At 60.4% G+C, this 467-nt stretch carries 1 protein-coding gene; it reads left to right on the top strand.

Features of this window, described 5'->3' with window-relative positions; translation table 11 throughout:
- Nucleotides 1–467, top strand: a 467-nt coding sequence (locus tag NX775_RS23955) for an AMP-binding protein (protein ID WP_258838259.1), incomplete at both ends; no start/stop codon positions are given.

The raw sequence follows: 467 nt of genomic DNA, 5'->3' as shown, positions 1-467 counted from the left end.
GCGCGGAACTTCCACGCCCTGCTATGCCGCGAACGCGTCACCGTACTCAACCAGACCCCGACCGCATTCCGTCACTTGATTGCGGCCGATGCGCAAAGCGACCAGTCGCACTGCCTGCGCTGCGTCATTTTCGGCGGGGAAGCACTGGAACTGCACATGCTGGCCCCTTGGATCGCACGCCACGATCTACAACGTACCTTACTTGTCAATATGTACGGAGCCACGGAAACAACAGTCGTTGTTACCGAGTCCAAGTACGTGAACGGATCGGAACTCGCGTCTGGCGCGATACCCATCGGTCAGCCTTTCCCGCACACGCACATCTATATCCTCGATCCGTACGGTCAGTTGATGCCGATCGGCGTGGCCGGCGAAATCCACATCGGCGGCGTACAGGTCGCACGCGGCTACCTGAACCGGCCGGAACTGACCGCCGAGCGATTCGTCGCCGATCCGTTCAGCACCAA

Source organism: Massilia aurea (genome assembly GCF_024753205.1).
Classification (GTDB): Bacteria; Pseudomonadota; Gammaproteobacteria; order Burkholderiales; family Burkholderiaceae_D; genus Telluria; species Telluria aurea.
This window is presented reverse-complemented; position numbering and strand designations above follow the sequence as displayed.